This is a genomic window from Afipia sp. Root123D2 (assembly GCF_001425835.1).
Classification (GTDB): domain Bacteria; phylum Pseudomonadota; class Alphaproteobacteria; order Rhizobiales; family Xanthobacteraceae; genus Afipia.
Genome location: NZ_LMDP01000003.1, coordinates 606,767 through 631,184, shown reverse-complemented (window position 1 = coordinate 631,184; position 24,418 = coordinate 606,767). Strand labels below are relative to the sequence as shown.

The window sequence follows — 24,418 nt, the reverse complement described above, 5'->3', positions numbered from 1 at the left end:
GGCACGCAACGTGCCGTGCCTCACACGTCGACGTTGGCGTCCAGTGAGTTGTCCTGGATGAACTCGCGGCGCGGTTCGACGACGTCGCCCATCAGCTTGGTGAAGATGTCGTCGGCGGCGTCGACTTCGCGAATCTTGACCTGCAGCAGCGAGCGGGCATTGACGTCGAGGGTGGTCTCCCACAACTGCTGCGGGTTCATTTCGCCGAGGCCTTTGTAGCGCTGAAGCGCCACGCCCTTGCGGCCGGCATCCGTCACCGCCTCGAACAGGCTGACGGGACCGTGGATCGGCGTTTCGCTGTCCTTGCGGCGAAGCATGCCGGGGCGCGGATAGGTCTCCTGCAGCGCTGCTGCGTATTCGTCGAGCTTGCGGGCTTCGGCGGAGCCCAGCAGCGCGTCGTCGATCACCGCGACATCCTTGACCCCGCGCACCGTGCGCTCGAACTGGAAACCCTCGCCTTCGACGAACCGGCCGACCCAGCCGCGCTCGACCTCGTCGGCCAGCGCATCGAGGCGTTTGGCGATGTAGTCCGCTGCGGCGGTCGCGGTCTCGAGACTGCTGGTGACGCGGGGATTGAGCACGCCGGCGATCGCCGCCTGCTCGATGACGCTGCGGTTGTAGCGGCTGTGAAGATTGTGGAGCGAGCTACGGATAATGCGCGCATCCTCGACCAGCGCCAGCAGGTCGCGCCCGCGGCGGTCCTCGCCGGTCGACAGTTTGAGAACACAGTCGTCGAGACCGGTCTCGATCAGATATTCCTCCAGAGCCCGTTCATCCTTGAGGTATTGCTCGGACTTGCCGCGTGCGACCTTGTAGAGCGGCGGCTGGGCGATGTAGAGGTGCCCCGCCTCGATCATCTGCGGCATCTGGCGAAAGAAGAACGTCAGCAGCAGCGTTCGGATATGGGCGCCGTCGACGTCGGCGTCGGTCATCACGATGATCTTGTGATAGCGCAATTTCGAGAGGTCGAAATCCTCGCGCCCGATACCGGTGCCGAGCGCGGTGATCAGCGTGCCGATCTGTTCGGACGACAGCATCTTGTCGAAGCGCGCGCGCTCGACGTTGAGGATCTTGCCGCGCAGCGGCAGCACCGCCTGGAACTCACGGTTGCGGCCCTGCTTGGCGGAGCCGCCGGCGGAGTCACCCTCGACGATGAACAGTTCGGACTTCGCCGGATCGCGTTCCTGACAGTCGGCGAGCTTGCCGGGCAGGGAGGCGATGTCGAGCGCACCCTTGCGGCGGGTGAGATCGCGGGCCTTGCGCGCGGCTTCGCGCGCGGCGGCGGCTTCGATCACCTTGCCGACAATGGTCTTGGCTTCGGACGGATGTTCCTCGAACCATGCCGACAGCGCGGCATTGAGCACGTTCTCCACCACGGGCCGCACTTCGGAGGAGACCAGCTTGTCCTTGGTCTGCGACGAGAACTTCGGATCCGGCACCTTCACCGACAGCACGGCGGTCAGGCCTTCGCGGCAATCGTCGCCGGTCAGGGCGACCTTTTCCTTCTTGGCGATGGTTTCGGCATAGCCGGTGACCTGACGCGTCAGCGCGCCGCGGAAGCCGGCCAGATGGGTGCCGCCGTCACGTTGTGGAATGTTGTTGGTGAAGCACAGCACGTTCTCGTGGTAGCTGTCGTTCCACCACATCGCGACTTCGACGCTGATGCCGTTCTGCTCGGCGCGCATGACGATCGGCTCAGGCACCACCGGCTTCTTGTTGCGGTCGAGATATTTGACGAACGCTTCGACGCCGCCCTCGTAGTGCAGCTCTTCGCGCTGCTCGACGGCATGACGCATGTCGGACAGCACGATGTTGACGCCGGAATTCAGGAATGCCAGTTCGCGCAGACGGTGTTCGAGCGTCGCGAAATCGTATTCGACGTTCGTGAACGTCTCGGTCGAAGCAAGAAAAGTCACTTCGGTGCCGCGCTTGCCGCCGGAGTCGCCGACCACTTCCAGCGGTGCCACCGCGTCGCCGTGCTTGAACTGGATGTAGTGTTCCTTGCCGCCGCGCCAGATACGCAGATCGAGCCTGCTCGACAATGCATTGACGACCGACACGCCGACGCCGTGCAGACCGCCGGAGACCTTGTAAGAATTCTGGTCGAACTTTCCGCCGGCATGAAGCTGGGTCATGATGACCTCGGCTGCCGAAATGCCTTCGCCCTTGTGAATGTCGGTCGGGATGCCGCGGCCGTCGTCGCGCACCGTTACCGATCCGTCGGGATTGAGCACCACTTCAACCGCGGTCGCATGACCGGCCAGCGCCTCGTCGATGGCATTGTCGACCACTTCGTAGACCATGTGATGCAGACCGGAGCCGTCATCGGTGTCGCCGATATACATGCCCGGACGCTTGCGCACGGCGTCGAGACCCTTGAGGACCCGGATCGATTCAGCGCCGTATTCCGCACCAGAAGAGGACACTGGTTCGGCGGTCGGCAGCCGGGCTGGTTCAGTCATGGATGAGCCTTCGTGGAGTGGTCGAATCAGGCTGCAAAAATTGCGCCCTCACATGTCAATTTGTGCCATGAAATCGGGTAGCCGCATAGGATAAACTGGCACCCGGCAACATGTTGAATAAATGGGATTTTTTAGCTCTTTTTCAAGTCCGCCGAGAGCCCTTTTTCAGGCTGTGGAAAAGCCTGATTCGTGAACCTCCGGAAGGCCGGGTTTGGGTCCGGCGGACGGATCGTTTCAGCCTCGGGGACGACCGGAAATTTGACCAGCCGCGACGTCGAAAATCTCCGCGTTCGCGCCGACCTCAGCAAATGCCGCAGGATCCGCGCCGGTCATCCAGACCTGCGCGCCGAGTCTGGCGAGTTCCTCGAACAGTGCCGCGCGCCGCCCCGGATCGAGATGTGCGATCACCTCGTCCAGCAACAGTAGCGGCGTGATGCCGGTCATGTCGGCGACGAGACTGGCATGGGCGAGCACAAGGCCGATCAGCAGCGCTTTCTGCTCGCCGGTCGAGGCATCCTTCGCCGGCATGTTCTTCGGCGCGTAGACGACCTGAAGATCAGTAAGATGCGGACCGTTGAGGGTGCGGCCGGCGGCGGCGTCCTTGGCGCGGCTATCGCGCAGGATGTCGCGGTAGCGATCTTCGACCACGGTGGCGGTCTCGGTCATCAGTGCATTTTCCATCCAGCCGTCGAGCGCGATCGCGGCCGAGGGGAACGCTGAGGTTGCTCCGCGCGATGTCAACGCTGCCGCCAGCCGTTGCAGGGTCTGCCCGCGCTGGGCCGCAACCGCGACCGCGAGTTCCGCAGTCTCCCGCTCGATCGCCTCAAGCCAGTGCGCGTCGTAGTCGCGGTCCTCGAGCAGGCGGTTGCGCGAGCGTAACGAGCGATCGAGCGCCGACACGCGCCCGGAGTGATGGCTGTCGATCGCCAGCACCAGACGGTCGAAAAAGCGCCGCCGCTCGGATGCTGCGCCCATGAACAGGCCATCCATCGACGGTGTCAGCCACACCATGCGCAGATGATCGCCGAAAGCTGCTGACGACGACACCGGTTCGCGATCGATCCTGGCGCGGCGTCCGGTGGTGGCGCCGTTCGCGCCCGGCGCGTCGATGCCGGTGCCGAGCGTGGCGAGGCCGAACTCACCTTCGACTTCGGCGGATACCGCCCACGAGCCGTCGCCCTGAATGTCGGCGACGTCATCGAGCGTGGCGCGCCGCAGTCCGCGCCCGGGAGACAGGAAGGAAATCGCCTCCAGGCAATTGGTTTTGCCGGCGCCGTTGGCGCCGACCAGCACCACCAGATCGCCCTGCGTCTGCACGCTCGCCGCGCGATAGCTGCGGAAATGAGTGAGGCTGAGACGCCGGATGCGGGAGACGGTCATAGAGCTACTCTGTCGCCATTCCTGGCGTTAGGCCGGGCATCTGCGCCTTGTAGAACCGCAATGCACGTGACGCACCAAGACGTGGATAGCCGGGACATCGGCAAGCGAAAGCGACGCCGTTTTTCGGACGGCTATCCCCGGCCATGACGACTCTGATGCAGTCTATTTAGACCGAGACGTTCTATACCCGCATCGGCATCAGGACGTACAGCGCGCCCTTGGCGTCCTTGTCCTGCACCAGCGTCGGCGAGCCGGGGTCCGCAAGCCGCAGCACCGCGACCTCGCCCTCGATCTGGGCGGCGATATCCAGCAGATAGCGCGAGTTGAAGCCGATATCGAGCGGCTCGGAGGCGTACTCGACCTCCAGTTCTTCCGTGGCGCTGCCTGAATCCGGGTTGGTTACCGACAGCACCAGTTTGCCGGCTGACAGCGCGAGTTTCACTGCGCGGCCGCGTTCGCTGGAAATCGTCGAGACGCGATCGACCGCCGCCTCGAAATCTTTCTTGTCGACGATTAGTTCCTTATCGTTGTTCTGGGGAATGACGCGGCCGTAGTCGGGGAAGGTGCCGTCGATCAGCTTCGAGGTGAGAACAACATTGGCAATGGTGAAACGAATCTTGCCTTGCGACAGTTCGATGGTGAGTTCGGTTTCGCTGTCCTCGATCAGGCGCTGAACTTCGCCGACGGTTTTGCGCGGCACGATGACGCCCGGCATGCCGGTAGCGGTTTTCGGCAGCGGCAGGTCGATCTGTGCGAGCCGATGTCCGTCGGTGGCCACCGCGCGCAGGGTCGGGGCCTTGGCGGTGCCGGCGCTGTGCAGGTAGATGCCGTTGAGATAGTAGCGGGTTTCTTCGGTCGAGATCGCGAACTGGGTGCGGTCAATCAGCCGCTTCATGTCGGACGCGGCAAGCGCGAACGAATGCGTCATCTCGCCGGCGGCGAGATCGGGGAAATCGCTCTCGGGGAGGGTCTGCAGCGTGAAACGCGAGCGCCCGGCGCGGATCGCGAGCACCGAACGATCGCCGTCGCCTTCGAGCACGATCTGCGAGCCGTCGGGCAGTTTGCGCACGATGTCGTAGAACATGTGGGCCGGGACGGTGGTCGATCCGCCGGTCGCGACTTCCGCAGCAAGCGTTTCGGTGACTTCGAGATCGAGGTCGGTCGCCTTCAGGCTGAGGCGGGCGTTCTCGGCACGGATCAGCACGTTGCCGAGAATGGGAATGGTGTTGCGGCGTTCGACGACGCGGTGAACGTGTCCCAGAGACTTCAAGAGTTGCGCGCGCTCGACGGTCACTTTCATGGCAATTCCGCCCAATCCCGATCTGCATCACTCAATACGGCGCCTGCTCCTTTCGCAAACATGCGCCCACGGATGCGGGCGACGTGCTGGCGGGACACGCGCGATGGAAAATTCCGGGCCGCTCGAAAGGGCCCAGACGTGACACCCATCGGCTCAGCCGTCGTGGCTGCTCCGATGGGGATCGTAAGGTGACGCGGATAGCCGTCCGGCGCAAGAGTGCGCCGTCGCCGGGCGGATATTTCCCCGTGTTTTCAGCGGTTGTGGAGGCTTCGCCGGTCAGTCCTGAAGCTGGCGCTTGAGCAGCTCAACCTCGTCGGACAGTGTCAGATCCTTGGAGACGAGCGCCTCGATCTTGCGCACCGCATGCAGCACGGTGGTGTGGTCGCGGCCGCCGAACCGCCGGCCGATTTCCGGCAGCGAGCGCAACGTCAGGGTCTTGGCCAGATACATCGCGACCTGACGGGGGCGCACCACGTTAGCGGTGCGGCGCGATGACAGCAGGTCCGACCGGCTGACATTGTATTGCCGGGCCACCACCCGCTGAATGTCCTCGATCTTGACCCGCTTCGGCTCCTGCGGGCGGACCAGATCGCGCACCTCGCGTTCGGCCATTTCCAGCGTCACCGGCTGGGCATTGAGCTTGCTGTGGGCGAGCAGGCGGTTGATCGCGCCTTCGAGGTCGCGGCCGTTATGGGTAATGGCGCGCGCCAGATATTCGAGCACCGGAAGCGGCACGTCGAAGCTCGCATGATGAACCCGCGCCGCGGCGACCCGCGATTTGAGGATTTCGAGCCGCAGTTCCTCGCCGAGCGAGCCCATCTCGACCACGAGGCCACCGGCCAAACGCGAGCGGACGCGGTCGTCGAGGCTTTCGAGATCGGAGGGCGGACGATCAGCCGCGATCACTACCTGGCGGCCTGCGTCGATCAGCGCATTCAGCGTGTGGCAGAACTCGGCCTGCGTCGATTTGCCTTGCAGGAACTGGAGATCGTCGATCACCAGCACGTCGATGCCACGCAGTGCTTCCTTGAAGGCCAGCGCCGTCTGGGTCTTCAGCGCGGCGACGAAGCCGTACATGAATTTCTCGGCGGTGAGGTACAGCACCTTGCGCTCGGGGCCGGAATTGCCGGCCCAGGTTACGGCCTGCAGCAGGTGGGTTTTGCCGAGGCCTACGCCGGCATGGATATAGAGCGGGTTGAACATCACGCTGTCGCCGCGGCGGCCTTCGGCGACCTGGCGGGCGGCAGCATGGGCCAGCGTGTTGGAGCGGCCCATCACGAAACTTGCGAAGGTCAGACGCGGGTCAAGCGGCGATCCGCCGAGTGCTTCGTGGCTGGCAGAGACCGGAACGGTCGCGACTGCGCGCAGCTCCGTGGGGCCGCGGTGGTTGCCATTGTCGTTACGGCGCTCGTCCAGCGTTGCCTTGGCGTCCTTTACCGGCGCGGCGCAACGCATCGGGCTGCGCACTGTGAGGTCGATCCGGTGCACGGCTGGCAATTCGGCCTGCCAGCAGGTCAGCACGCGCTCGGCATAATGCGTCTGAATCCAGCTTTTGAGAAAACGCGTCGGCACCGACAGATGCACGCTTTCATCGCTAACGGCTTCCAGATCCATGCGCGCGAACCAGCTCGAATACACATCCTCGCCGACAGTGGAACGCAGCCGCCCCTTCACTCGTGTCCAGCGGTCCTGTTCCGTAGCTGCTGCGTTGCTTGTCATGGATGTCTAACTTTTCTGGTTGAGTTTTTGTAGTTCGATGTCGATGAAGTCGCCGCTCGCTCACTTCTGCCGACAGGCCGTCGTTCGGCGAACGCTGCCGCGGGCACTGTCGAAGGTTGTGAGGTAGGCGGTTGGGCTTAGTGGGGGTTTGGGGGAGGGCGACTTGGCGCCAAGGATGCGCGCGCACTGGCTGGCGACGATGACGTGTCGTGGTCCGCCTGGCGATCAACTGGCATAGCAACTCCCCCTCTCGCCGCGCGCAAGGCGCGGCAAGTTGTCATCGTTTGATCTGTTTCAAATACCGCGCACGCGATCCGGACAGCGCTCTGTCTCGTCCTGCGCAGCGGCTCTTGCCCCGTCCTGCCCGTCTTCATTCCATACCGCTTCCGGCGATCGACCAACTTCGTCAACTGTGCGCCCCTCCGTTGAGGCTGTGCTCGATCTTGAGCGCAGCAGCCGAGAGAATTTTCGACACAGCAATCCGCTCTCACAACCGGGTGAGTGCGAATCCGATCATCGCTTGGGAAACATCGCTAATGTGCACACCGTCGCTAATCTGCACATCCGCCCCGGTTCTCAGGTCGCTCTGACCTGACGAGCCGCGGGCGCCGCGACGACATAGAGATACACGAGGGGATATTTCTCGCAACGGGTTTGATCGCACGACGCTGCATGCCAAACCAAGTTGAGCCTGCCGCAACTGACGGGAAGGAATTTTTTGAACAGACAAGGTTTTGAATCTTCGCGTAGATTCGAAATGCCGATCAGCTGTCACAAAACCTGTAAGCACGAAAAATAAATTCACTAATCGTTTACATTCGCTCCGGCTTCGAGCCGGTTTTGCAAGTGGTGCTCGGCGCTATGTTGATAAGTGACTACCTCGCCGCGTTTTTTCCTGATCAATGAAACAGGGTAACCTGCATGTCGCATCGTTGGTGCAAGACTGCGACGCGGCCGTATGCCAAGCGCTTCCGGTGAGACAGCTTGGCGGAACATGCTATCGATTGAAGAAAGCCGTTTGTCGTCATCTCCGGCAATGCGTATTCGCCGCTCAGTCGCATAACCCGTTCGGCTTATTCCAGGAGCAGGGTCCAAAAAAGAAAAAGCCTGGCAAATGCCAGGCTGTCTCACGTTCCGGATGCTGCTGCCGAGTTACTTGGCGAGCTTCGCGATCTGATGGGTCAGACGCGATACCTTCCGGCTCGCATTGTTCTTGTGAATGATGTTGCGCTGGGCGGCTTGCATCAGCTCGGGCTCAGCGCGCTTCATTGCTTCCAGTGCTGCGGCGCGGTCGCCGTTCGCGATAGCGTCTTCAACGATGCGAACCGATCCGCGCATCTGGGTGCGGCGAGACTTGTTGACGATGGTGCGGCGGGCAATCTTGCGCGTCGCCTTCTTGGCAGAAGTGGTGTTGGCCATGTTCTCTCGGTCCTTCAGTCGGGCGGCTTTTCGAAAGCCGCCGGGCTGATCGTTCTCGACCGTTCGGTCGATGTGTGTGACGGTGAAAGTGTTCCTGAAAATCAATTCTCAAAGAACATCGGCGGCAGGATTGCGCCCGCCGCCAGTTGCAGTCCTTATAGTGGGGCGGACTTGGACCGTCAACGACTTCCGGGCCCCGTTTAAGCCCCGAAACCGCCAAAACAGGGCGGTTTCGGTTGAATTCGCCGCCCCCTGGGGCTATTGCTGGGCAGTCAACGTCGAAAAGGAAGAGGCATGATCCGCGGGTTCTTCCGGCTTGTAGGGCTGCTGCTGCTGGCCGGCGCCTTCATTTTTCTGGTCTATGACGGGGCGCGGTCGATCGCCGATCAGACCTTGCGTCTCACCCGTCTGGGCGAGTTCTGGAACGACATCAATCAGGCAAGCCAGCAAGCGGCCCAGTCCGCCATCGACGGCATTTCTCCGGCGCTCTGGAATAACGGGGTCAAGCTCATCCTGAATCAGCCGACCTGGGCGGTGCTCGGGATTCTCGGCATCGTATTGCTGATCCTGTTCCGGCCTGCGAAGCCGCTGATCGGCTACGCCCGGGATTGATCGCGAACCGCGTACAGTCCGCGTCAAGGGTCGATGACGGCGATATGATCGACCGTTCCGGCGTAACGAGCGGCGGTACCTGACGTAACTACCTATATGATGCGTTCAGCAGGGTAAGGAGACCGTCATGTTCTTTTCGCGCAAATCCCTCGAAATCCCGAGTGCGGCCGACGCGCTGCCCGGTCGTGCGGCGCCGATCCCGACCGCCAGAACTCATTTCGTCAACGGCCATGTGCTGAAGCCGCCTTATCCCGAAGGGTTTGAGACGGCGGTATTCGGCCTCGGTTGTTTCTGGGGCGCGGAGCGCAAGTTCTGGGAGTTGGGCGACAGCGTTTATGTCACCGCAGTCGGCTATGCCGGCGGGTCGACGCCGAATCCCACTTATGAAGAAGCCTGTTCAGGCCGCACGGGCCATACCGAGGCGGTGCTGGTGGTGTTCGATCCGAAGAAAGTTTCGTACGAGCAGCTTCTGAAGACGTTTTGGGAGAGCCACGATCCGACCCAGGGCATGCGCCAAGGCAACGACATCGGTACGCAGTATCGCTCTGCGATATACACTAACGGCGACGCGCAGATGAAGGCTGCGCTGGCGTCCAAGGCTGCTTACGGCAAGGCGCTGGCTGCGAAGAAGCTGGGTTCGATCACCACCGAGATCGCGCCGGCCGGCGAGTTCTATTTCGCCGAGGACTACCACCAGCAGTATCTGGCGAAGAATCCAGCCGGGTATTGCGGGCTGGGCGGTACCGGAGTGTCGTGCCCGATTGGCGTTGGCGTCAGCGCATAAGGCGGCGTCCGATCGACATTAACCACGAATGCAGACTGCAAATGCAAGACGCCGGACCTGTTTCCAATCGGAAACAGGTCCGGCTTTCTTGATGCCAGATCGTTGCGATCTGTGCGGCTATTCACGCACAGCTATTTCAGATGGCCAGCGAAGAACGCGAGACTGCGCTGCCAGGCAAGATCCGAACTCGGCTTGTCGTAGCTCGCCCGCTCGTCACAGCCGAAGCCGTGCTGGGCACCGGGATAAACGAAGATCTCGACCTCCGGCCGCTTGGCGCGGATAGCCTCGACATCGGTCTGCGGAATGCCGCTATCCTTCTCGCCGAAATGCAGTTGCGTCGGCACTTGTGGTTTGTCGTCAGCGAACCGCACAATGGCGCCGCCATAGTAGCCGACCGCCGCCTTGAGGCCGGATAGTTTCGTCGCCGCGGCATAGGCGACGCTGCCACCGAGGCAGAATCCGATAATGCCCACCGGGCCGACGGTCTTCGCGGCGTCGATCGCCGCTTGGACGTCGCGCAGCATCGCGGTCCAGTCCGGATTGGCGACGAATTTGCGTGCGACCGCGACTTCCTCAGGGGAATAGCCGGACTGGAAATTGGGTTCGATGCGATCGAAGATCGCCGGTGCGATCGCGGTGTACCCCTCGGCAGCGAAACGGTCGCAGACGTTGCGGATGTGTGAATTGACCCCGAAGATTTCCTGGATCACCACGATGGCGCCTTTGGGCTTGCCGGCGGGATCGGCGCGATAAGCGCCAAGCTTGAAACTGTCTGACGCGGTCAGTGTGATGGTTTGTGCCACGGGCAGTCCTTTCCTCAATTGCATGGAGATGACGATGTTGCGTCGAAGGCGCGATGAATGGACGCCGGTGTGCGGCGGCTATTGCCACATCCAGTTGCGGTTCCAGTCGCCCTTCCAGCCAGCCAGGCGGCCCTTGCGAAACTGCAGATAGAGCGGATCGTCGCGGAAGGAAAATCCGTTGCCGTTGACCTTGCGGACCACCACGAAGGTTTCGTTGCCCGGCTTGCCCTTTACATAGGTCAACGGAGTGCCGAGCGCCGCCGCGGCGTCATCGGCGGTCATGCCGTAGGCGAGGGGTGTGGTGTTGGACAACGTCGTTGTGAAATGTCCAGCCCGGGGCTGCTCCGCGCGCGCAGGCGTATGCACAAGACTGAGGGCGACAAGGGCGGTGAACAACACTAATTTCATGCGGCACATTGTTCTTCGGATTGCATTGCAACACAAGTCGAAAGCGTCAGAGACGAATTAACATTGCCGGCATTGCGGGTGCAGGATCAGCGTTCTTGCTTTCTTGTGCCGTTGGTTCGGCCATTCGATTCTCCACTGGAGACCAGAACGATCGACACGTCGGACTTCTGCAAAATGGCCGATGCCACGCCGCCGAAATTCAGCGCGTCGCCCTGAATACGATCGACCCCCATCACCACGAGGTTCGATCCGGATTTCCGGATTTCACGAAGGATCGCTTCCTCGGGCGCGGCGTTGGCTTGAATCGATGTGACGACATCGACGCCGTAACGTGCCGCAAGCGAGACGATCTCCTTGAGGATGGCTTCTTCCTGCAAAACCGATGCACCGGTCGAACTGCGGCGGCTGCCCTTGTCTCGGGTTGTCGACACATAGATCGCATGAAGCGGCAGCGAACTGGTGCGGGCAAGAGCGATCGCAACTTCCGCTCCGCGATGCGATACGGCGCTTCCGGAGACCGGGACCAGAACCTGAAAGGAGCCGCCTTGAGGGCGGTCGAGGTGTTCGCCTTTCGCGTCTACCACCGCCAGCGGCCCCTCGAAGGCGGCGGCGACTTCGCCGACTGCGCTGTCGAATTCTCCGTCGGGGCTCACGGTCGACTCCAGCCCGATCAGGAGGAAATCAAAACCCTTTCGCGCCTCGTCAGCAACGGCCTCGCCCACTTCTTTCTGGCTCTCATGGATCGTGACGTCGACCTTTCGGGCCTCGGCTTCGGGATCGGCGTCAGATGCAGCCTTGGCGGCCTTCTTGACGGCGGCTTCATGAGTTTGGTCCTTGCTCACCTCCTTTTCCGGCGTAGCGCCGAGGTTAAGCACGCTGATGGGGATGCCGCGCGCGCCTGCCAGCAAACCGGCGATCGTGGAAGCGAACTTCGCATTGGCGCTGCCGTCGACTGCGAGAAGCATCCGCTCCAGATTCGCGACGAAGCCTTTTTCTTCCGTCTCCTCCCGTTCGAGCCGCGCCTTCTCATTGGCTCCCAGAGGCAGACGGGCGAGAGCGGCGCGCAACATCGGCGGCATCGCCATGGTGGTGACGATCGCCATGGTGACGATCATGGAAAACATGTCGTTGCTCAGCACCCCCATCGACAGGCCGATGGTGGCGATGATGACCTCGGTCGAACCGCGCGCGTTCATTCCGCTCGCCAGTGCCAGCGATTCCCGGCCGCTCAACCCGCCGATAGTGCCGCCGATGAAAGCCCCGCCGAACTTTCCGAGACTGGCGATCAGGATCAATCCTCCGGTCAGAAGGAGCAGGTCGGGATTCTTGAGCACTGTCAGATCTGCGTTGAGCCCCGCGAGCCCAAAAAACACCGGCATGAAAAGACTGGTGATCAGCCCGCGCAGCCGTTCGTCGATTTGCCGGGTCAGGATTGGCGATTGCCCGACCAGCACGCCGGCGACGAAAGCACCGAGCACGGTATGAACGCCGATCAGATGTGTAATCGCTGCCATGACGCTCATCAGCAGCAGGATCACGGTGATGACTGCGCCCGAACTGGCGATGTAATCGTTCGCCCACCGGATAATCTGGAATGTCAGCCGCCGGCCGATCGTGAAACTGATCGCCAGAAACAGCAATGTTCCCAGGATCGCTTTTGAAATCGACGGAATGTCGAGCGTGCCGCTGGACGCCAGGCTGAAGATCACGGCGATCATGATCCAGCCGAGCGTGTCGTCGATCACCGCCGTCGCCACGATGATCTGACCGACATCGCGGCGCATGAAGTTCATCTCGCGAACGACCACCGCAACGATCTTCACCGAAGAGATTGACAGCGCGGTTCCAAGGAATAGCGAGGCGACAAATCTGGCTTCGGGATGCGGTAACAGCCGATCCGGCAGAAATTCTCCGAGCGTGAATCCGCATGCGAACGGAACCACGATTCCCGCGATCGAGACGACGATCGCCGCCTTTCCGACTTTCCGGACAAGCTTGAGGTCGGTCTCCATTCCGGTCAGCAGCAGCAGGAGCAGAATGCCGTATTGGGCGATTCCGCCGATCATCGCCTTTTGCTCCGGCGAGGGCGGGAAGATCGCGCTGTATCCGGCGGGCCAAACCCAGCCGAACAGCGAAGGGCCAAGAATGAGACCGCCGAGCAGTTCGCCGATTACCGAAGGCTGGCCAATTCTCTGCATGATCTCGCCGAGCCCTCGGCCGACCAGCACGAGCAAGGCAATCTGGATGAGCAGAATGAATTCGGACGGCGCATGTGCCCCGCGGCTCTCGGCGGCGTGCGCCAGCGAGGCCGTCAATGCAAAAACAGCCGCGACATAGAGAATGGGTTTGACGGTGCTAACGAGTGGGTTTGAAGGTTCCGTATCGGAGCGCATCCATTGAAACGCCATGCCGTGCCTTTTTGCGAGTCCTGGCGTTCTTAGCGCAGAATCGAACATCGTACAAAGGCGGCCATCGTGGTCATGATCGGCGCTACGTTCCGATCGCTCGCACGATCCGGTCTCGGGGAACGCGCCTTGATGTTTCGAATAAGAGGAGCGCGCGGATCGGCACCGAACTGACGCGAGCAGATCGGTGTCCGATCCATATTTCTCTCTCGCGCTAAAGCGGCGCCAAAAGCTGGCGCACCCGACACGATTCGAACGTGTGACCTTTGCCTTCGGAGGGCAACGCTCTATCCAGCTGAGCTACGGGTGCTTCGATCTCCATTTAGCCGATTGATCGGCTCCGGGCAACGGGTGCAAGGCTTTTTGACGCTCCATTGCAGCCGGCGAAGCCCTCCTCAGGCGTCGGTCACACGTTCGAATTGTCTCGGGTGTGGGTGGCTCGTGTGCCGGCACTGTGGCTGGCCTCGAGCAGGCAAAAGTTCGTTGAATGGATGTTTTTGGAGCTACGGCGCGACGGAAGAGGGGTCTGGAAGTTGCATCAGCCTGCAGAAGTCGCTTTCGCTGTTCAGTAGGGCGAAAGTCTCCCGGTTATTAAGAAAGCCGACGGCATCATCGAAAGCATCAGCGTCGTCGAGCTTCGCACGTGCAACAGCAAGATCTGGATCGATCTGGCCGCGCTCGCGGGGAGCTTGATTTTTAATCATCTCGAGATGCCTCTCCCGCAATGCGACATTGTCGCGTAACTCGTGAAGCGGGTTACCGATGCAGTCCGAAGCAGTCTGAGCGAGTTCGTTGGCCCGCCTTAAAACCGGAGGTGGTGTGATTTCTTCCGGCGTTGCAAAAAGACTGGAGGATCTTCCGTGCGATGATGGCCTCGATGTCAAGACCGCGAGCGGGATACTGAACAGGAGTCCGCCGATCACAGGTGTCATCCAGAGAAATAGTGGTAGGGACACGGCATAGGCAGTTAATGCCATTGTCACGCCAAATATCGACGGCATTGCATACTTGGAAAGCATTTCCCGGACAGCGATTCCGCCATCATCGCGGCGCTGCACCTGCCATCCAGCGTCACGACCCATCAGGATTGCGCTAACCGCAGCGGACTGAAAGATCATCATGACGGGCGCGATCAGGCCTGATAAAATCGTCTCGATGACGATCCCGAGCAGCACACGAGTGCCACCGCCAAATCGCTTCCGGTTCTTGGTCTGGGTCAAAAGAAGAATATAGGCCAGCAGCTTGGGAACAACTAGCAAACCCATGGTTACGGCGAATACCTTTGCCGCGCGAATGGGATCCTGCGCGGGCCATTTGGGAAACAGTGAATATTCATTGCCGAAGTATTCAGGCCGAATAAATTGCGCCTGCAAAGAGATGAGAATGCCTAGCGCTAGAAACAGCAGCCAAAGCGGAGCCGTTAGGTATGATCCGATTCCGGTCAACAAATGCAGCCGCGAGACCCAATGCAATTTTCGCGCAGGCAGCACCGCGAGATGCTGCAGATTGCCCTGACACCATCTGCGGTCACGCGCAGCGAAATCGATGAGCGACGGCGGGCATTCTTCGAAACTACCGCCAAGTCCTGGGGCCATGTGAATAGCCCAGCCGCCGCGTCGCATCAAAGCAGCTTCGATGAAGTCGTGACTGAGAATATGGCCACCAAAAGGTTTACGGCCTGCCATTTCGGGGAGGCCTGCGTTGTCGGCAAACGCTCGTACCCGGATGATGGCATTGTGGCCCCAATAATTGCCTTCTGACCCGTGCCACCAAGCAACTCCTGCGGCGATCATCGGCCCATATAGCCGGCCAGCAAATTGCTGTAGCCGCGCGAACATCGTTCTGGCGTTAACGACCACCGGTAGTGTTTGGATTAATGCGACGTCGTGATGCCGCTCCAATTCGCTGACCAGACGAACGATGGTGTCGCCGGTCATCAGGCTGTCAGCATCCAGAACGATCATGTGTTCATACCGGGCGCCGAAACGCTTAACCCAATCCTCAATGTTGCCCGACTTGCGGGCAATGTTGCGTGGACGGTGGCGATAGTAGATTCGGTCCGACCGTGTGCGGGCACGCATCTCGAGGATAGCCTTTTCCTCAGCAATCCAGATTGCAGGGTCGCTCGTATCGCTGAGAACAAACCAGTCGAAATGAAAGCCGTGCCCGGTGCCTTCGACCGATTCGAAGATCGCTTGGAGACGTGCCATGACTCGGTAGGGATTTTCATTGTATGTCGGCAGCAGCATCGCGTTCCTGCTGTCAATATCCGGAATTGGAGTGCCTGTTTCGATGTGGAAGGGGTCATGCCCCCGAAGCACCAGTCTTACGAAGCCAGCCAACGCCGACGTAAAGGAAAAGCTGACCCAGGCGAACAGTATCACGAACAGCGCGAGCACTATTGCCTCGAGCGTTGTTAGGCCGCCCACCTGCAAAACTTCATACATCTCATAGGCACCTGCCGTCGTCATCGCGACTGTGCCCAGGAAAATACAGACGCGGGGCACGGCTGTTCGTGATTGCAACAACTGCGTGCGGCGCGGCGATGCGGATCGGAGCCAGAACGACTGGGCTGCCATTTCCATCGGCGCGTCTGCGGGAAGAAAGGGACCAGAAACTTCAGCAGCGGTGGCCGACGAGACATTCCTCGGCTTTGCGGTCTCTAGCCTCAGGGGGTCCATCGATAGACCCAGACTTCTGAGAGGGTCGCGTCTTCCTGCTTCAGGGAAGCGCGCAGTTCGATTGGCGTTTGGTCTTTGCTTAACATCTCAAAGCTAAGGCGCCATCCGCCGGTATGCGGATTTGGCTGCGTGACAATATTCTTAATCTCTGCCTTATCAGCGGTGACGACGCCTCTGATCGTCTTAGGGTCAACCGACTTGAGCCTTTCGCCAATCAGATCCAGCACAAACAGTCGCGTATTGTCGGCACGCATTCCAATGCCGGTCCGGCAGAAGGTGGCCAGCAGTGGTGCCCTGTGAGAGCCGGAACCCCAATGCAAGCGATAGGTGTAGATGTGTTCCCCTTTTGCCGCCAGCGGCGCTTTTGGATGCCAAAATGCAGCAATGTTGTCGTGTATTTCTTCCTTTGTAGGGATTTCGATCAATTGCACGGAGCCCTCACCCCAGTCGCCTATCGGCTCGACCCAAAGACTCGGGCGTCGCTCGAAACTTGACTCCAGATCCTGGTAATCGAAAAAGTTCTTCTCTCGCTGCAGTAACCCGAATCCTCGCGGATTGAGGTCTGAGAAAGTGCTGATCTGAAGATCGCGTGGATTGTTGAGCGGGCGCCAAAGTTGTTCGCCTCGGCCATTGAGTATCGCAAGACCATCGGAATCGTGCACTGCTGGACGAAAGTCATCGACGTTGTTGCGGTCGTTGGGCCCGAAGAAGAACATGCTCGTCGTTGGGGCTAGGCCTGGAAATTTCAGGTCAACCCTCGGATAAATTACCATTTCTACATCAAATACTGTGGTGTCACCGGGCCGGATTGTAAAACGATAGGCAGCTGCGGCGCTCTCGCTGTCGAGCAGTGCATGAACGACGATTGAGTTCACGTTTGGCGCCGGCTTCTCAATCCAGAAGGCTTTGAACTGCGGGAATTCTTCGCCAGACGCTTGGCCGGTATTGATGGATAGCCCGCGAGCGGACAGGCCGTAGACTTCGTTTTTGGCTACTGCACGAAAGTAGGTTGCTCCTAAGAAAACGCAAACTTCGTCGTAGTAGTCGGGCTTGTTGATCGGGGCATGAATCCGAAATCCCGCGAAGCCAATGTCGGATCCTGCTGGAGGTGGTGTGGTTGAGCCAAAGGAAAAATTTTCGGGCCGATAGGCAACCTTTGTCGCCTGCCCGCCCGACACCTCGTAAATGTCAACGCGGTCGGCATAGATGAACCCACGGTGAAAAAACTGGACCTCGAAGGGCAATTTGTCATCGTGCCACAAGGCCCGTTCTGGATTGAAGCGAATGGCGCGGTATTCGTCGTAGTTGAGATCTTTCAAGGCCTTGGGGAGTGCATTATCCGGAGCCTTGAAGGGTTTGCTCGCAGTGTCTCGGGCTAGCTTGCGAACCACCGAAGGATCGAATGGCGTAGCACTGACCTCCGCCATTGCCTTGGACCGCGCAAGAAGCGCCAGAACTGGCAGCGTTGATGAAGCTTTCAGGATCTGTCGTCGATTCAAGGCTGTTCCACTGGCTAGAGTGCTAATGCGAACAAACCTTCGGATGCGGCTCAAGTTCCATTTAGGGAAAAGTTTTGCGCGCCGCGTCTCGGCCGGTTGGCTCTATTCGCCATCGTCGCTCGGTCTCGGCTAGGGACGGTCACACGTTCGAATCGTGTCGGTGCGGGTGACGGCGGCCTCATCGGAGGTCTTGCGGGCGATCGCCGCACGGCATCCATGCGAATCGCGGGCAGTTGCCGCCCTCGACAGACTGCCGTGCCGGGCTTAACTTTGATTCCATGACCGGCCACGATCACGACCATCATCATCACGACCACGATCATTCCGAACTATCGGAGACGGAGTTGCGGGTCCGTGCCCTCGAAACGGTCCTGACCGAGAAGGGCTATGTCGAACCGGCGGCGCTCGATGTGCTGATCGAGACCTATGAGACCAAGGTCGGGCCGCGCAATGGCGCTCGCGTCATCGCCAAAGCCTGGGCCGATCCCGCCTATCGTGCCCGTCTGATCGCCGATGCCACACCGGCGATCGCCGAACTTGGTTATGCCGGACGTCAGGGCGAGCACATTGTCGCGGTCGAGAACACCGAGCGTCAACACAACATGGTCGTTTGTACGCTGTGCTCCTGTTATCCGTGGTCGGTGCTGGGCCTGCCGCCGGTCTGGTACAAATCCGCGCCGTACCGGTCCCGTGCCGTGATCGACCCGCGCGGTGTGCTGCGCGATTTCGGGTTCGAACTGCCACCCGAGACCGAGATCCGGGTATGGGATTCCACCGCGGAGATTCGCTATCTCGTGGTGCCGATGCGCCCTCGTGGCACCGACGGCTGGAGTGAAGAGCAACTCGCCGAACTGGTGACGCGCGATAGCATGATCGGGACCGGTCTTGCCCGGCCCCCGGGACACGCAGACCCATGAACGGCGCGCAGGACATGGGCGGGGTCGACGGTTTTGGGCCGGTGAAGCCTGAGATCAATGAGCCCGCGTTTCATGCCGAGTGGGAGCGGCGCGCGTTTGCATTGACGCTCGCAATGGCAACCCCCGGCGGCTGGAATATCGACATGTCGCGCTTCGCCCGCGAAAACCGCTCGCCGGCGGATTATCTTGACAAGAGCTACTACCAGATATGGCTCGCCGGGCTCGAACAGTTGATGGAAGAGCGCGACCTGGTGTCGCGCGAGGAGATCGAATCCGGCCACGTATTGTATCCGCCCAAAACGGATGTGCGTGTGCTGGCGCCTGAAAACGTCGCCGCCGTGCTGCGTAAAGGTGGGCCAACCGAACGGGATGCGACGACGAAGCCGTTGTTTGCGATCGGCGATCGTGTGCGCGCGAAGAACATCCATCCGCAAGGCCACACGCGGCTGCCGCGCTATGTTCGCGGGCATGTCGGCGTGATCGAACGCCTTCATGGCTCTCACGTTTTTCCTGACAGCAACGCCCACGGCAAGGGTGAGAATCCACACTGGCTCTACACCGTTTGCTTCGCGGGCCGTGAGCTATGGGGCGAGCGCGCCGATGCCGGCGCGACCGTCTCGGTGGATGCGTGGGAGCCCTATCTGGAGCGCGTTGCATGAGCGTCGATCAGACTGCCGCCCGGCGTGCGACCGATGCAATTCCCGGCATCCCGCGCGACGACGAAGGTCCGGTCTTCCGGGAGCCATGGGAAGCGCGGGCCTTTGCGATGGCGGTTTCGCTGCACGCGCGCGGTCTTTTCACGTGGGCCGAATGGGCAGAGGTGCTCGCGCATCAGATCAAGCGTGCGCAAGCCGAGGGTGATGCAGATACTGGCGAGACCTACTACCGGCACTGGCTGGCCGCGCTCGAAACGCTGGTCGCGGCCAAGAACGTCACGACCGCCGACACTCTCGATCGCTATCGGGATGCCTGGGATCACGCCGCGGACCGGACGCCGCATGGCCAGCCGATCGAACTGGCGCCGGCTGATTTCGCTCGGAAGTAGGCTGCGACGTTAGCCCGATAACGCCACTGCGACGATTTCCTGATGCACTGCGCAACAGGGCCAGATGCTGGACCTGTGCGCTGCGATGCCGCGTCATATGACAGTCCGGACTGTGGCGTGGCTGCTTGACGGGTGAGATGGCGCGCATAAGCTGACTGCGCTCAAGTGCCGAATAGATTTTACGTCTTGATCCTAGTCAGGAGAAGATCATGTCAGTCGCACGCGTAACCGAGCTTATTTCCGCATCACCAAAGAGTTTCGAGGATGCCATCCAGGTCGGCGTCAAGCGCGCCGTCAAGACGCTGAAGAACGTCGAAGGCGTTTGGGTCGCCAATCAGAAATGCGTCATCAAAAACGGAAAGATTTCCGAGTATCGGGTCAATCTGAAGGTTACGTTCATCCTCAAGGATTGAGTACGCGCGGCGGCAGCTGCGTGAAACCCTAGCTGGTTTTACGACGAGGACGAGGGCTGGTGCGCGATACGTCGTTCACGACGAGCGCCGGCTCGCTGTCGTGTGACGGCGGCAGATCGATAATCCGGTCTGCCCGCGCGTTCGCGATTTCCGTACGGTTCCTGCCGAGAGCTTTGGCCCGATAGAGAGCTTTGTCGGCTGCGGCCACCAGGGCGTGACTGTCGTCATCGGCGTTCGGCTCCAGGCAGGCGATACCGATGCTGAGTCGCGAATACTGAGCAGTGATATCGTCGGCGTGACATGCCGCCACGAAGGCGTGGCGGATTTGCCGGGCCACCGTCTCGGTGCCGTCGAGTCCGTTGTCGGGCAGCAACACCGCGAATTCGTCGCCGCCGTAACGCGCGCCGATATCGCTCGGTCGCTGCAAATTTCTGACGATCGACCCCGCAAGCAGCGTCAGCAGCCTGTCGCCGGCCTGATGGCCGAATGTATCGTTGAATGCCTTGAAGTTGTCGGCGTCGATCATCAGAAGACCGAGGGACGAGGATGCTCGTCGCGCGATCCGCCATTGGGTTTCTATCGCGCTGTTGAACGACCTCCGGTTTGCGAGGCCGGTCAGGCCATCGGTGGTCGCAAGCGCCGTCAATTCAGCTTCTGCTGCGCGCTGAAGCTTCAGATTGCGCCGCAGGAAGAACACGAGCGCGATGATTGAGGTGACCAGTGCGACCATCAATGCGCCGACAGCATAAGCTTGCGGCCGCCACTGCGCATAGATGTCGCCGGCGGTCTGTCCGATCGCAACCAGTATCGGCAGTTGTCCGATCTGCCGGTAGTTGAACAGCGTAACTGCGCCGTCGGTCGTGGATTGCGTCACGAAGTCGCCGGAGCGGTTTTCGCTGAACAGGTCGATGATGCGCGCCGGATGGGGATCGCGTTCGAAGAACTCGGAATCCCCGGGAGATCGAATCAGGACGATGCCGTCGGTGCGCGCAAGCGTGACCGACGCGTGGGGACCGAGCGAGATCGCTTTGAAGAGGTCCTCGAAATAATTCAGTTTCATCGCCCCGACGACGATACCGGCAAAGTTTCCATTGGGATGCGACAGGCGGCGGCTGAATACGATGATCGATTGTCCCGTGAGCCGCGACCGGATCGGGCGGCTGATGAACAGGCCGACGAAATCGTTGTACTGGTGAATCCGGAAATAATCCCGATCGGCCAGATTCTCCTGGGAGACTTCGAGTTTCGTGGAGTCGAACCGGACGGTTCCGTCCTCGCGGATCACCACCAGTGAACTCAAATGACGCGCTGTGGCCGAGCGGTCGAATAGCAGGATCTGGCGAAAGTTCGGAGCGAGATCATCCAGTCCCGGCATAGCCAGATTGTCGATGACGCCTTGAAGCGACAGATTGAGATTTTCGATATTCCTGGCGATGTCCGAGGCGGCGGCGCCGGTCAACGTCGCGCCGACTTCCCTGGCATGGTTCCACGCCGTCTGGCGGGCCTTGAGAATGATCCATCCGCAGGTCGCGCAGAAGCAAAAGCAAATGACGAGGATCGCAACAACGAGGTATTTCGACTTGGCAGCAGATCGGGAACCTGGAGAGCCTGGTTCGGCTGCTCCGGGCATTCCTTGCCTCTTGTTGTGTGGTGTGGATGCGATACCGGTCATGGGTGTTCCTTGGATACCGATACGCAGGCAGCATTTAAGCGAATTTAATTGCGCGGTTCTGGTGCGTATCATCCTTCATGGCCGGTTAATCGGTATGGTGAAATTGTCCTCTCTTGTCGGGAGGTGCGGCAGACGCCATGGTTGACCATCCCGGCATATATTCGCGAACGGCACTGGCTCATGCACACTTATGATGCGACGGACGCATTCTACGGCAGCGTTCAGCCGTTCCGCGACTTCGGCCGCCTGATGGACCCGTCGCTGTATAGGCCCTTGCCGGATGATTGGCTGGTGGGCGTCGCCGATATCGTGCAGTCGACCAAAGCGATTGCCGCCAACCGCTACAAGGCGGTGAACATGGCTGGCGCCGCGGTGATCGCGGCGGTCACCAACGCGCTTGATAACCGGGACTTTCCATTCGTGTTCGGGGGCGACGGTGCAAGCTTCGCGGTTTCGCCGCACGATGCGGCACGCGCGCGTGACGGTCTGGCCGCGACCGCGACCTGGGTTCAGGAAGCGCTCGATCTCACCATGCGGATTGCGCTGGTGCCGATCGCTGAGTTGCGGTCCCGCGGGCTCGATGTCCGGGTCGCGCGCTATGCGCCGTCTCCACATGTGTCCTACGCGATGTTTTCCGGCGGCGGTCTGGCCTGGGCGGATGCGGCGATGAAGCGCGGCGAGTTCGCCGTCGCGGCGGCTGTACCCGGATCGCAACCGGATCTGACCGGTCTGTCGTGCCGGTTTTCGGAAATGCCATCATCGCGCGGCCTGATCCTGTCGATCCTGGTGGTGCCGGGTCGCGAGGTGGCGATGTTCCGGGAAGCGATCGAGGATGTGGTGACGCTTGTCGAAACCAGCCCCGATGCCGGAAGACCGGTCCCTTCAGGCGGTCCGCCGCTGCGCTGGCCCGCGCCAGGCGCCGAACTAGAGGCACGTGCCGGGCACGGCAACCCGTTGTTTATCCGCCGCCTCGCGGTTCACGGCTGGACGCTGTTTGTCTATCTGCTGATGCGCTACGGCATTTCCGCAGGCGGCTTTGTGCCCGGCGTCTATATGCAGCAGGTTGTCCAGAATTCCGATTTCAGGAAATTCGATGATGGTCTGCGCATGGTGATCGATTGCACACCGGCGCTCGGTGATCAGGTTGAGGAGCACCTCGCGGCGGCGGCATCGCGCGGCGCGATCCGTTATGGCGTGCACCGGCAGAGCGCGGCGATGATGACATGCTTCACGCTGGCGGCGTCCCGGCCCGATCACTTCCATTTTGTCGACGGTGCGCAAGGCGGCTACGCCTCGGCGGCGACCGCGCTGAAGGCCACCCTGAACTGACACCCGGAAGGGTGTGCAGCAGGACGAGTGGCGTCAATTACCTCCGAGGTTATCGACGCCACGACGCGGCGGTGAAAAGACTTGGCGCAACGTTCTCCGCAGGTGCGCCCATGACCGAGCTTTCCGTTTGCCGAATTTCCGTGTCCGATTTCACAGCATCCGCGACGCCACGCCCCTCGGGAGCCGATGACAGCGGCCGCCGCTGGTGGGTTCTCGCCACCGTAGTGGCTGCGCAATTCATGTTCGGCGTCGATGCGTTCATCGTCAACGTCGCGATCCCGACCATCGCCGTCGAACTGCACACCAGTGCTGCCCAGATCGAATCCGTCGTTGCAATCTATCTCATCGCTTACGGCACGCTGGTGGTGACCGGCGGACGGCTCGGCGACATCTTCGGCACCCGCTCCACGTTTCTTGCCGGTGTCGCAGGCTTTACGCTGACATCGTTGTGGTGCGGCGTCGCGCAGTCGGGGCCAGAGCTGATTCTGGCGCGCGCCGCACAGGGCGCGACCGCGGCGCTGATGGTGCCGCAGGTGCTTGCCACCTTGCATGTGCTGTTTCCCGATGAGGCGCGGGGCCGTGCCTTTGCGATCTATGGTGTCGTTCTGGGCCTTGCCGGGGCCGCAGGCTTTCTTCTCGGTGGTGTGCTGGTGACGCTCAACCCCGGCGGCCTCGGCTGGCGCTCGGTATTTTTTGTCAACGTGCCGTGCGGCCTTGCGATCATGATCACGGCATGGCGGTTGATGCCGCTGGCGCCGCGCCGGGTCGGCACACGACTCGATCTGGCCGGCGCGCTGCTGCTGTTCATCGGCCTGTTGTGCATCATTGGCCCACTGCTGTTCGGCCGCGAACTGAACTGGTCGGTCGCGGTGTGGGGAGCGATGGCAGCGGGGGTGGTGGTCCTCGTGGGTTTCATGTCGTTTGAACGCACGGTCGCCCGGCGGGGCGGAATGCCGCTGGTCGATCTCGCGCTGTTTTCGGATCGTGCATTCGTGCGGGGGTTGGGGGCGGTATTCTTTTTCTTCTTCGCCAATCTGTCATTCTATTTCGTGATGACACTGTTCATGCAGGAGGTCCTGCATTACGGCGCGCTGTTCTCCGGGCTGGTCGTCGTGCCGCTGGCGCTGGCATTTGTCATCGCCTCGCGCCATAGCGCGGTGCGGGCACGGCATCGCGGCACGCTGGTGCTGATCGAAGGCTGCGGATTGCAGATCGTGGGGCTGGCGGCGTTGGCGCTCGCCATCGTGTGGTTGCGTGAGTCGTCGCCGTGGGTGTTGATGTTGCTTCTGGTCGTATTCGGCTACGGGCAGGGGCTGGTGATGGCGCCGCTATCGAGCGTGGTGCTGTCCACCGTGCATTCGGCGAGCGCCGGAGCCGGTTCCGGCCTGTATGGCACCACCACCCAGATCGCCAATGCTGCCGGTGTGGCGGCGGTCGGCGCGGTGTTTTTCTCGCTTCGGGATACGACGTCCGACCATATCGCGCTGCTGGCAGCGTTCGCGATCTTCGCCGCGTCGATACTGTTGTGCGCCGGCTTCCTGATGTGGATGCGGCGCGCCGCGTCCTGAAC

19 protein-coding genes and 1 tRNA gene are annotated in these 24,418 nt (G+C 61.1%); 8 read left to right on the top strand and 12 right to left on the bottom strand.

What is annotated here, in order from left to right; translation table 11 throughout:
* Positions 1-20 precede the first annotated feature (20 nt).
* The 5 genes from gyrB to rpsT all read right to left on the bottom strand — a co-directional run bounded on the left by gyrB (position 21) and on the right by rpsT (position 8,280).
* Positions 21-2,462: a DNA topoisomerase (ATP-hydrolyzing) subunit B gene (gene gyrB / locus ASC80_RS18165; protein WP_056300163.1), complete on the bottom strand. Its 2,442-nt coding sequence runs from the start codon at positions 2,460-2,462 to the stop codon at positions 21-23.
* 234 nt (positions 2,463-2,696) lie between these two features.
* Positions 2,697-3,842, bottom strand: a complete 1,146-nt coding sequence (gene recF / locus ASC80_RS18160) for a DNA replication/repair protein RecF (protein ID WP_056300161.1) — start codon at positions 3,840-3,842, stop codon at positions 2,697-2,699.
* Positions 3,843-4,023: 181 nt separating this feature from the next.
* Entirely contained in the window at positions 4,024-5,142 is a 1,119-nt protein-coding gene (gene dnaN, locus ASC80_RS18155) for a DNA polymerase III subunit beta (RefSeq protein WP_056300158.1), read from the bottom strand.
* A 276-nt stretch (positions 5,143-5,418) separates the two neighbouring features.
* Positions 5,419-6,861: a chromosomal replication initiator protein DnaA gene (gene dnaA / locus ASC80_RS18150; RefSeq protein WP_056300155.1), complete on the bottom strand. Its 1,443-nt coding sequence runs from the start codon at positions 6,859-6,861 to the stop codon at positions 5,419-5,421.
* 1,152 nt (positions 6,862-8,013) lie between these two features.
* Entirely contained in the window at positions 8,014-8,280 is a 267-nt protein-coding gene (rpsT, locus tag ASC80_RS18145) for a 30S ribosomal protein S20 (protein WP_056300982.1), read from the bottom strand.
* Between the two features lie 294 nt (positions 8,281-8,574).
* Between rpsT and ASC80_RS18140 the strand changes: the two genes are divergently transcribed.
* Together ASC80_RS18140 and msrA are read left to right on the top strand one after the other, a co-directional pair.
* Positions 8,575-8,892, top strand: coding sequence for a hypothetical protein (locus ASC80_RS18140; protein ID WP_056300153.1), 318 nt, complete (start codon positions 8,575-8,577; stop codon positions 8,890-8,892).
* A gap of 127 nt (positions 8,893-9,019) precedes the next feature.
* A complete protein-coding gene (gene msrA, locus ASC80_RS18135) occupies positions 9,020-9,676 on the top strand; it encodes a peptide-methionine (S)-S-oxide reductase MsrA (RefSeq protein ID WP_056300150.1) in 657 nt (218 codons plus the stop codon).
* Positions 9,677-9,807: 131 nt separating this feature from the next.
* Here the strand turns inward: msrA and ASC80_RS18130 are convergent, their stop codons facing one another.
* From ASC80_RS18130 to ASC80_RS18105, 6 genes are all read right to left on the bottom strand, one after another.
* On the bottom strand, positions 9,808-10,479 hold the full coding sequence (locus tag ASC80_RS18130) for a dienelactone hydrolase family protein (RefSeq protein WP_056300148.1): 672 nt from the start codon (positions 10,477-10,479) through the stop codon (positions 9,808-9,810).
* A gap of 78 nt (positions 10,480-10,557) precedes the next feature.
* Entirely contained in the window at positions 10,558-10,887 is a 330-nt protein-coding gene (locus ASC80_RS18125) for a hypothetical protein (RefSeq protein WP_056300146.1), read from the bottom strand.
* 86 nt (positions 10,888-10,973) lie between these two features.
* On the bottom strand, positions 10,974-13,295 hold the full coding sequence (locus ASC80_RS18120; protein WP_244487311.1) for a cation:proton antiporter domain-containing protein: 2,322 nt from the start codon (positions 13,293-13,295) through the stop codon (positions 10,974-10,976).
* A gap of 230 nt (positions 13,296-13,525) precedes the next feature.
* A tRNA-Arg gene (locus ASC80_RS18115) sits at positions 13,526-13,602 on the bottom strand.
* Positions 13,603-13,795: 193 nt separating this feature from the next.
* Positions 13,796-15,973 (bottom strand): glucans biosynthesis glucosyltransferase MdoH, encoded by a 2,178-nt coding sequence (mdoH, locus tag ASC80_RS18110; protein WP_082512657.1) that lies wholly within the window; start codon positions 15,971-15,973, stop codon positions 13,796-13,798.
* Entirely contained in the window at positions 15,961-17,472 is a 1,512-nt protein-coding gene (locus ASC80_RS18105; protein ID WP_056300142.1) for a glucan biosynthesis protein G, read from the bottom strand. The genes mdoH and ASC80_RS18105 overlap by 13 nt, the downstream gene beginning before the upstream one ends.
* 278 nt (positions 17,473-17,750) lie before the next feature.
* Here ASC80_RS18105 and nthA point away from each other — a divergent pair, with 278 nt between their 5' ends.
* The 4 genes from nthA (at position 17,751) to ASC80_RS18085 (ending at position 19,847) form a co-directional block, all read left to right on the top strand.
* The gene (nthA, locus tag ASC80_RS18100; RefSeq protein ID WP_056300139.1) at positions 17,751-18,389 is read left to right on the top strand and encodes a nitrile hydratase subunit alpha; all 639 of its coding nucleotides are present in this window, start codon (positions 17,751-17,753) and stop codon (positions 18,387-18,389) included.
* Positions 18,386-19,048, top strand: a complete 663-nt coding sequence (gene nthB / locus ASC80_RS18095) for a nitrile hydratase subunit beta (RefSeq protein WP_056300137.1) — start codon at positions 18,386-18,388, stop codon at positions 19,046-19,048. Before nthA ends, nthB begins: the two co-directional genes overlap by 4 nt.
* Entirely contained in the window at positions 19,045-19,434 is a 390-nt protein-coding gene (locus tag ASC80_RS18090) for a nitrile hydratase accessory protein (protein ID WP_056300134.1), read from the top strand. Before nthB ends, ASC80_RS18090 begins: the two co-directional genes overlap by 4 nt.
* Before the next feature lie 209 nt (positions 19,435-19,643).
* Entirely contained in the window at positions 19,644-19,847 is a 204-nt protein-coding gene (locus ASC80_RS18085; protein ID WP_056300132.1) for a dodecin family protein, read from the top strand.
* Positions 19,848-19,875: 28 nt separating this feature from the next.
* Here ASC80_RS18085 and ASC80_RS18080 read toward each other — a convergent pair whose 3' ends face one another.
* Complete coding sequence (locus tag ASC80_RS18080) at positions 19,876-21,477, bottom strand: sensor domain-containing diguanylate cyclase (RefSeq protein ID WP_056300129.1); 1,602 nt, start codon at positions 21,475-21,477, stop codon at positions 19,876-19,878.
* 222 nt (positions 21,478-21,699) lie between these two features.
* Between ASC80_RS18080 and ASC80_RS18075 the strand changes: the two genes are divergently transcribed.
* Both ASC80_RS18075 and ASC80_RS18070 read left to right on the top strand, forming a co-directional pair.
* Positions 21,700-22,848, top strand: a complete 1,149-nt coding sequence (locus ASC80_RS18075; protein WP_056300976.1) for a DUF3095 domain-containing protein — start codon at positions 21,700-21,702, stop codon at positions 22,846-22,848.
* 110 nt (positions 22,849-22,958) lie between these two features.
* Complete coding sequence (locus tag ASC80_RS18070; protein ID WP_082512655.1) at positions 22,959-24,416, top strand: MFS transporter; 1,458 nt, start codon at positions 22,959-22,961, stop codon at positions 24,414-24,416.
* The last annotated feature ends 2 nt before the right edge of the window (positions 24,417-24,418 follow it).